9 protein-coding genes are annotated in these 8,888 nt (G+C 66.8%); 1 reads left to right on the forward strand and 8 read right to left on the reverse strand.

The window, feature by feature from the left end; translation table 11 throughout:
• Positions 1-5: 5 nt before the first annotated feature.
• The 8 genes from scpB to steA all read right to left on the reverse strand — a co-directional run bounded on the left by scpB (position 6) and on the right by steA (position 8,229).
• The gene (scpB, locus tag ACWGCN_RS04480) at positions 6-662 is read right to left on the reverse strand and encodes an SMC-Scp complex subunit ScpB (RefSeq protein ID WP_101463266.1); all 657 of its coding nucleotides are present in this window, start codon (positions 660-662) and stop codon (positions 6-8) included.
• Positions 659-1,522: a segregation and condensation protein A gene (locus tag ACWGCN_RS04485; protein WP_378995169.1), complete on the reverse strand. Its 864-nt coding sequence runs from the start codon at positions 1,520-1,522 to the stop codon at positions 659-661. Before ACWGCN_RS04485 ends, scpB begins: the two co-directional genes overlap by 4 nt.
• Positions 1,523-1,539: 17 nt before the next feature.
• Positions 1,540-2,373, reverse strand: a complete 834-nt coding sequence (locus ACWGCN_RS04490; protein WP_101463778.1) for a ParA family protein — start codon at positions 2,371-2,373, stop codon at positions 1,540-1,542.
• Positions 2,374-2,623: 250 nt separating this feature from the next.
• Positions 2,624-3,556, reverse strand: a complete 933-nt coding sequence (gene xerD / locus ACWGCN_RS04495; RefSeq protein ID WP_378995171.1) for a site-specific tyrosine recombinase XerD — start codon at positions 3,554-3,556, stop codon at positions 2,624-2,626.
• A gap of 38 nt (positions 3,557-3,594) precedes the next feature.
• On the reverse strand, positions 3,595-4,254 hold the full coding sequence (locus ACWGCN_RS04500) for an NUDIX domain-containing protein (RefSeq protein ID WP_378995173.1): 660 nt from the start codon (positions 4,252-4,254) through the stop codon (positions 3,595-3,597).
• Positions 4,255-4,275: 21 nt separating this feature from the next.
• Positions 4,276-6,000 carry a CTP synthase gene (locus ACWGCN_RS04505; protein WP_378630070.1) on the reverse strand — a complete coding sequence of 575 codons (1,725 nt, stop codon included), beginning with the start codon at positions 5,998-6,000 and terminating at the stop codon, positions 4,276-4,278.
• Between the two features lie 91 nt (positions 6,001-6,091).
• The gene (locus ACWGCN_RS04510) at positions 6,092-7,033 is read right to left on the reverse strand and encodes a copper transporter (protein WP_378995186.1); all 942 of its coding nucleotides are present in this window, start codon (positions 7,031-7,033) and stop codon (positions 6,092-6,094) included.
• Positions 7,030-8,229 carry a putative cytokinetic ring protein SteA gene (steA, locus tag ACWGCN_RS04515; protein WP_378995175.1) on the reverse strand — a complete coding sequence of 400 codons (1,200 nt, stop codon included), beginning with the start codon at positions 8,227-8,229 and terminating at the stop codon, positions 7,030-7,032. The genes ACWGCN_RS04510 and steA overlap by 4 nt, the downstream gene beginning before the upstream one ends.
• 115 nt (positions 8,230-8,344) lie before the next feature.
• On the opposite strand from steA, the gene ACWGCN_RS04520 reads away from it, so the two are divergent.
• Complete coding sequence (locus tag ACWGCN_RS04520; RefSeq protein WP_378995177.1) at positions 8,345-8,764, forward strand: SRPBCC family protein; 420 nt, start codon at positions 8,345-8,347, stop codon at positions 8,762-8,764.
• The last annotated feature ends 124 nt before the right edge of the window (positions 8,765-8,888 follow it).

Here is an 8,888-nt window from a genome sequence, read left to right on the forward strand (position 1 = left end):
TCCTGTCAATCGTCGGTGCCGAGGTCCATGTCGGACTCGGCGGGTTTTTTCAGCCTGGTGAACCGGGGATCGGTTTCCAGGCTCTCGCTGATCTCGTCGATCAGATCGACGCCGGGAAGCAGCGGCGCCAGCAGTGGCAGGTCGCCGAGAGAGGCGAGCCCGATCCGTTCGAGGAACAACTCGGTGGTGCGGTACAGCGTGCCGTTGGTTTCGGGGTCCTGACCCGCTTCCGCGATCAAGCCTCTGGCCAGCAGTGTGCGCATCACTCCGTCGACGTTCACCCCTCGGACCGCGCTGACCCGCATGCGGGTCACCGGCTGGCGATAGGCCACTACCGCCAAGGTTTCCAAGGCGGCCCGGGTCAGTTTCGTCCGGGCCCCGTCGAGCAGTACCCGCTCGACATAGGGCGCGTACTCCTGTCGAGTATAGAAGCGCCATCCGTCACCGACGAAACGCAGGTCGATGCCGCTGCCGCGCGCGCTCAGTTCCGCCGACATCGCGCGTAGGACGGTTTCGACTCGCTCGCTGGTGTCGTCCAAGGCCGCTGCCAGCTGTTCTGTGGGTGCCGGGGCGTCGACGACGAGCAACATCGCCTCCAGTGCCGACCGCAATTCGAGGTCGTCGAGTGGCTCGGAGGTGAATTCCGCCACTGCCTCTGTCATCCGTAATCCTCCTCGAAGGTCAACGCCGCTGCTTCCGCGTCAGGGTCGAGCTCGCCGAGCCAGCTGACAGCCAACGGCCCGAGCGGATCGGGTTGGTCGAAGGCGATGGTCTTACCGCGGTACAGCTCCAGCAACGCCAGGAACCGCGCCACGATTTCCACCGGGACTGTGCAGTCGACCACCAATTCGGCGAAGGTGGTCCAGCCGCCCGGCCCGCGTTCCTTCAACAGGGCCAGCACCAGCTCGGCCTGCTCGGCGACCGAGATGGTGTGCATGTGCAGATGCCCGAGCCCGACCTCGGCGACCGGACGTGGCCGGAAGGCCGCCGCCGCGATCTCGGCGAACGCGGCGATATCCACCCCGAGGGTGACCTCGGGCAGCAGTCCTTCGAACTGTTCCTCGAGCGCCACCGAGCGCGGATACCGGCGCAGGGCCGCGGCTTCCAGCTCGGCGAGCAGTTCGGCCACCTGCTTGAACGCGCGATATTGCAGCAATCGCGCGAACAGCAGGTCGCGCGCATCGAGGAGTTCGAGATCGTCGGCGTCGGTCATCTCACCCGAGGGCAGCAGCCGGGCGGCCTTGAGGTCGAGCAAAGTGGCGGCGACGACGAGGAATTCGGTGGTCTGATCGAGAATCTTGTCCGCGCGCAGCTTGGTGTTCTCGGCCAGCTCGGCGGTCAGGGCCTTGGTGTAGGCGATGAATTCGTCGGTGACCTGGTGCAGCGCGACTTCGGTGACATCGAGTTTGCGCGAGCTGATCAACGTCAGCAGCAGATCGAACGGCCCCTCGAAATTGGTGAGCCGCAGATGAAAACCGGATTTGTCCGCGGCCGGCACCGCGTCTTCGGGTACTGCTTGCACCGCAGGTGTAGCTCCGATCACCGGCCAGACCGGTGGATGACTTCACGTGCCATCGCTCGATACGACTCGGCGCCGCCCGATTTCGGCGACCAGGTGGTGATCGGCTCCCCGGCGACGCTGGCGTCGGGAAAGCGCACGGTGCGTGAGATGGCGGTGTCGTAGACCAGGTCACCGAACACCTCGACCACCCGCGACATCACCTGACGCGAATGCAGCAGGCGCGCATCGAACATGGTGACCACGATGCCGTAGAGGCTCAGTCGCGGATTCAGACGGTCGCGCACCTTCTCGACGGTGTCGTTGAGCAATGCGAGCCCGCGCAGCGAGAAGTACTCGCATTCCATCGGAATGATCACGCCGTCGGAGCAGGCCAGCGCGTTGACCGTGAGCAGACCGAGCGAGGGCTGGCAGTCGATGAGGATGTAGTCGTAGCGATCACGCACGCTGTGCAGGGCGCGACCGAGCGACTGTTCGCGGCCGACCTCGTTCACCAGCTGGATCTCGGCGGCGGAGAGGTCGATGTTGCTGGGTAACAGGTCCATGCCGTCGACCTTGGTGGTCTGCAGCACGTCGTCGACCTTGGCCTTGCCGCCGATCAGCAGGTCGTGCACGGTGAGTTCGAGGTCGTGGTGTGCCACCCCGAGCCCGGCCGAGAGCGCACCCTGGGGGTCGAGATCTACGAGCAGCACCCGGCGACCGTACTCGGCCAGTGCCGCACCAAGATTGATGGTCGAGGTGGTCTTTCCGACCCCGCCCTTCTGGTTGCACATGGCGACGACGAGTGCGTCGCCGTGTCGCTGGACCTGGGGTGGATCGGGCACCAGTCGCAGCGGGCGCCCTGTCGGGCCCATCTCGACGGCCTCGGCGACCTCTTCCGGTCCACCGTCCCACGGTGTTTCCGCTGTCGTCACGATCCGCTGCTCCTTATACGTTTTCCTTGCCGGTAACCCCTGTCGAGGGTAGCGAGGCCGATCCGGGACCGGCTCGCTTTCGTACGGTCCAACTCTGGGTAGACGCTACCGCTCGGACCGGTGAGGTACAGCATGGCAACGCCGGGCGTGTTCGCACGATACCTGCTCAGCGGGTATCGGAGGTGCCGGTTCACGTCGCACGGGGATGGGCAGTGGCCCACACTTCACGCAGGGTGCTCACCGTCACGAGCGTGTAGATCTGGGTCGTGGTCACCGAGGCGTGGCCGAGCAGTTCCTGCACCACCCGCACATCGGCGCCGCCGTCGAGCAGATGGGTCGCGAAGGAGTGACGCAGGGTGTGCGGCGAGACCGTCGCCCCGATTCCGGCGCGTTCGGCGGCAGTCTGCAAGACCTGCCACGCGCTCTGCCGCGACAGTCTGCCGCCGCGGGCATTGAGGAAAAGAGCTCCGCCGGAACCCTTTCCGCTCGCGGCGAGAGCGGGTCGACCGCGCACCAGGTACGCGTCGACAGCCGCGAGCGCCGGGCGGCCGATCGGGACGAGGCGCTGCTTTCCGCCCTTGCCGTGCAGCACCACACAGCGTTGCTCGGCGTCGATGTCGTCGACGTCGAGTCCCACCATCTCCGAGATACGCGCGCCCGTGGAGTAGAGCAACTCCAGCAGCGCCCGGTCACGCAGTCCGCGCGGGCCACCGTCGGAACCGTCCGGTTCGCCACCCGCCGATTCGAGAAGTCGCAGAACCTGGTCGTAGGGTAGTGCTTTGGGCAGCCGGCGACCCGGCGCGGGTGGTTTCACCGCATGCGCCACATCGGTATCGGTGAGTCCCTCGGCGGCGGCGAACCGGTGCAGTCCGCGGACCGCGATCAACGCCCTCGCCACCGAACCCGCTGCCAGCGCGGGATAGTCCGCGCCGCCTGCGCGCAACGCCATGGTGAATTCGGCGACATCGCCCTGGGCCACCGCGCCCAACGATTCGACACCGCGCCCGGTCAAGAAAGCCCGGTAGCGGGCGAGGTCACGACGGTAGGCGCCGAGGGTGTTGCGCGCGGCTCCTCGCTCGACCGCGAGATGGTCGAGATAGGCGGCTATCTCCCGCTCGAGCACGCCCTCGCCTGTCTAGTCCCCGCCGACCGCTGCGGTGTTCACGCGTGATTGCCGTGCGTCGATGCCGCCTCGGCGGCCTTGCGCCGCAGGAACGTGGTCGGCTGACCGGGCCACGGTGCGTCGGGTGCGCGCAACGGAACCCCGCTCGCCTCGGCCGCGGCATAGGCGAGCACTCCCGCGACCGCGGTCGCGTTGACGATCTCCCCCGCCAACGCGGCCCGCACCGCCTCGGCGAGTGGCATCCGCACCAGCTCGAGATCAGCTTCCTCGTGCTCGGGATCGGGCCGGTCGGTGGCGCTGAGACCGGTCGCGAAGAACACCCGCAGCGCCTCGTCGGTGAAGCCCGGCGACAACGCCACATCCACCAGCACCGACCACTGCGCGGCGGCAAGGCCCGTCTCCTCGGCCAGCTCACGCTTGGCCGCGGTGAGCGGGTCCTCACCGTCGATATCGAGCAGCCCGGCGGGCAGTTCCAGCAGCCTGGTGCCGATCGGATGCCGGTACTGACGGATCAGCACCACGTTGCCGTCGTCGTCGAGCGCGAGCACCGCGACAGCACCGTGATGCTCGATCACCTCACGCTCGGCGACCCGCCCGTCCGGCATCCTGACCTGATCCTGGCGCAGAGCCAGGATCGCGCCGCTGTAGAGCACCCGGCTCGACACCGTCTCGAAGTCGTGACTACCGGGCTCGCTCATGCGTTCCTATCGCCGATCTTCCTAGGCTTCCGCGGTGGCCTGCTCCGCGAGCTCTTCCTCCGGGAAGTCTACGGGAAGCCGTTCGGCCAGTTTGTATTTCAACGCGGCGTTGATCAGCGCCGCGAACAGCGGATGCGGCCGGGTCGGACGGCTCTTGAGCTCCGGATGCGCCTGGGTGGCGACGAAGAACGGATGCACCGAAGCCGGGTACTCGACGAACTCCACCAGGTGCCCGTCGGGCGAGGTGCCGGAGAAGACCAGCCCGCTCTTGGCGATGGCATCGCGGTAGGAGTTGTTCACCTCGAACCGGTGCCGGTGCCGCTCGGACACGTTCTCGGTGCCGTACGCCTGCGCGACGACCGAGCCCTTCTTCAACGTGGCGGGGTAGGCGCCCAGTCGCATGGTGCCGCCCAGATCGGCTTCGCCGGCGACAACGTCTTCCTGGTCGGCCATCGTCGAGATGACCGGGTTCTTGGTGTCGGGCTCGAATTCGGCCGAGTTCGCGTCGGCGATACCGACCGACCGCGCCGCCTCGATGACCACGCACTGCAAACCGAGGCACAGGCCGAGCAGCGGGATACCGCGACGGCGGGCGTAGCCGATCGCGCCGAGTTTGCCCTCGATACCGCGGATGCCGAACCCACCGGGGATCAGCACCGCGTCGACGTCACGCAGCGCCGCCTGCGCGCCGACCTCGGTCTCGCACTCGTCGGACGGCACCCAGCGGATGTTCACCTTGGCGCGATGGGCGAAACCACCCGCACGCAACGCCTCGGTCACCGACAGGTAGGCATCGGGCAGATCGACGTACTTGCCGACCAGCGCCACCTCGACGGTCTCACGCGGCGAATGCACGCGATCGAGCAGATCGCCCCACACCGCCCAGTCCACATCGCGGAACGGCAGCCCCAGCTTGCGCACCACATAGGCATCGAGGCCCTCGCTGTGCAGCACCTTGGGGATGTCGTAGATCGACGGCGCGTCCGGCGTGGAGATGCACGCCTCCACATCGACGTCGCACATCAGCGCGATCTTGTTCTTGAGACCCTGCGGGACCTCGCGGTCGCAACGCAGGATCAGCGCGTCGGGCTGGATACCGATATTGCGCAGCGCGGCCACCGAGTGCTGCGTCGGCTTGGTCTTGAGCTCACCCGAGGGCGCCAGATACGGCACCAGCGACACATGCAGGAAGAACACATTGTCGCGACCCACATCGTGACGGATCTGGCGGGCCGCCTCCAGGAACGGCTGCGACTCGATGTCACCGACGGTGCCACCGATCTCGGTGATCACCACGTCCGGCACATGTCCCTCGAGATCGGGACCCTGCATCGCCAGGATGCGGCTCTTGATCTCGTCGGTGATATGCGGAATGACCTGCACCGTATCGCCCAGATACTCACCGCGGCGTTCCTTGGCGATCACCGTCGAATAGATCTGGCCGGTGGTCACGTTCGCGTCCATCGTGAGATCGCGATCGAGGAAACGCTCGTAGTGCCCCACGTCCAGGTCGGTCTCGGCGCCGTCTTCGGTGACGAACACCTCGCCGTGCTGGAACGGGTTCATGGTGCCCGGATCGACATTGAGATACGGGTCGAGCTTCTGCATCGTCACCCGCATGCCGCGCGCGGTCAGGAGCTGACCGAGGCTGGAGGCGGTGAGACCCTTACCCAATGAGGAGGCGACGCCACCGCTCACGAAGATGTGCTTGGTGGCACTTTTAGCCTGATTCCGTTGATGACCCACGGACCACCACTGTACCGCTAGTCCGCCTCTCCGCGTATTTTGCCGGTCGTTAGCGGGCGGCGTGTTGGGTTCGCGGTGGTGAGGTTCTCACTCAGCGGGGCATGGCTACCAGTGTCAGCGACGTCGCTGTCGGGCCTGTTCCGTAGCGGCCCGCGCCGCCGGTCAGTTGTTCTGTCAGGGCGAGTGTTGTTGTCACCCGGCCGATTTCGCGGTCGATGTTGTCGACGGTGGTAACTGTGGTCGCGAGGGGGGCCTGGGCTCGGACGGTGGCTATCGGGGCGTTGCCCTCGGCGGCGCCTTGGCGACCTGCGAGGACAGTGCCCGCGGCTCTTGCTCGGAGGGCGGCGGTGAAGCGGGCGATAGTCGCGCCCTGGCCGGTGTCGGGTTCGACACCGTTGCCGGTGATGACCACGGCCAGTTGCGCGGGTCTCGTCGGCGGGTCGGTGTAGGTGAGGAAGTCGCCGCCCCGGAGGGTTTCGAGGATCAGAGACAGTTCCTCGGGGGTGCTGCGGGGGTGGTTGGACACGGGGTCTTGGAGCAGGGCAAGGCCGAGGAGGTCGCCCGCGAGGCTGCCCTGGTCTACGGCGCCGGTGTTCAGTTGGGCCCCCGCGGGGACGATATTGGTCAGGGTCGAGCGCATGCGGTCGCCCTCCCCCGCGTCGACGAAGGACTCCGTCAAGGCGATGCGGCCGGTCACTGTGGCGCCCGCGGTACGCAGGGAGTTGCTCACGCCGTCGATGTCGGCGGGGTCGGCGTCGGGGGTGGTGAGGACGACGACGGTGCGATCGGCCAGGGTGCCGTTCAGGATGCGCGCCGCCGAGCCCGCGATGAACTGGTCGGCGGACTCGAGGCGGGCGGTGAGCTGGGCGTTCTGCGCGGTCAGTTCGTCTACCTGGGTGTTCAGGTCGGTTTTGTCCGACCGGAGGCCCGAGATCATGGTGCCCGCGAGGGTGTGTGACCCGAGCACCACACCGACCGCGAGCGCGAGGAAGATCGCCGCGATCGAGATGGCGTGTTGACGCAGCGAGATCACAGCAGACCACGCACCCACAGGACGAAGCTGTTCCAGTACTCGATCGCCCAGTCCAGCACCTCGGAACCGTTGTGCGAAGCCAAGATCACCACCACGATCGCCACCAGGGCGGCTAGCACCACCAGCGCCACCGCGGCGCCCGCGGAACGATGCCGGTACAGGGTGGACACCGCGTTCGCGTCGACCAGCTTCGCGCCGACCTTCAATCGGGTCAGGAAGGTGGCCGGATTGCTGTCACGCCGGCCACGGTCGAAGAAGTCCTCGAGCGAAGCGGGCGCGCCCGCCAGCACGATCAGCGACGCGCCGTGATGGTCGGCCAGCATCAACGCGAGATCGGTCGGCGAACCCGACGACGGGAACGTCGTGGCGCCGATCCCCAGGTCCTGGATGCGCTCGAGGCCCTTGGCATGGCCGTCGGTATCGGCGGGCAAAATCATCTCGGCGCCGGATTTCAACGTCTCCGTGCTGATTTCGTCGGGGTCACCGACGATCAGGTCGGGCGTGTACTTGAGCTTGCGCAAGGTATCGGCGCCACTGCCCACACCGATCAGAATCGGCGCGTACTCCTTGATGAACGGCTTGAGCCGCTGTAATTCCGCGAGATGGCCCGAACCGTCGGCGATGACGACCACGTGCCGGTTACGCATGTCCAGCTCGATATCGGGCACGCCCACACCATCGATCAGCAGCGCGCTCTCGGTACGCACGAATTCGGTGGTGTTGCCCGCGAATGCGTCGAGGTGATCGGCGAGTCCGTTGCGCGCCTCGATCATCCGGTCTGCGATGGCCGTCTCGTCGAACTCGATGCCCTCGACCAGGACCTCGGGTTCCTTCTTGGTGAGCCTGTCGGCGTAGACGATGCCGCCGTCGATGCGGACCTTCGACCCGTCCTTGATCCTGCCGAACGCGTCGGAGGACACCGTGTCCATCAGCACGATCCCGTTGGCCACCAACACCTCTGGCCCCAGGTTGGGATACCGCCCGGAAATCGACGGCGAGGTGTTGATCACCGCGAGCACCCCCGCCTCGACCAGCCGATCGGCGGTGTGGCGGTCCAGGTCGGTCGCGTCGAGGACGACCACGTCCCCGGGACCGACCCGCCGCAGCAGTCGTCCGGTATCGCGATCCACCCGGGCGATCCCGGCGACACCGGGCAGCGTTTCCGTGTTCCGTGACAACAGCGCCGGCATCTTCATGAGGCCGATGATGAAGCCAAACCCTCAACCTTTGGTGGAGGCGCGCCGGTCGGAGCACGGGTGCCGACTACCCGTATGCTCCGGGTCACAGACATTTCGGACAGGAGACACATCCATGCCACGTAGCACCGTCGAAACGGTCTTCGACGCACCTCGCGACATCGTCTACCGCCTCTTCACCGAGCGTGAGGCCGTCAGCCCGTACCTGCCGATCCAGGTCAAGCTCATCAAAGCGGGCGATCCGGCCACCGGCGTCGGCGCCCAGCACCTGCTGGGTTTCGGCAAGGTCGGCGTCACCGAGGAGATCACCGCGCTGACCCCCGGTGAGCGGATGGAATACAAGATCGTCAAGGGCGCCCCGGTCAAGCGCCACATCGGCACCATCACCTTCGCCGATACGAGTGAGGGCGGTACTCGGGTGGTCTACACGATGGAGTCGGAGCCGTCGCTGCCGGTGCCTGCGCCGGCGCTGGAGTTCGGATTGCGTCAGCTGACCAATCAGCTGATCGGCGGGGTGCGTAAAGCACTGCGCTGAGGTTGGTGGGGCGCGGGACTCGGTGATCGGTAGTCCTGGAGGCACTGGCTGTATTTTTGGCGCGCTGGCGCGCGCGTGTCCGCGGCCCTGATTGGCCCGCCGGTCAGGCACCGGGGCTTGCTCC

This window comes from Nocardia sp. NPDC055050 (genome assembly GCF_053608345.1).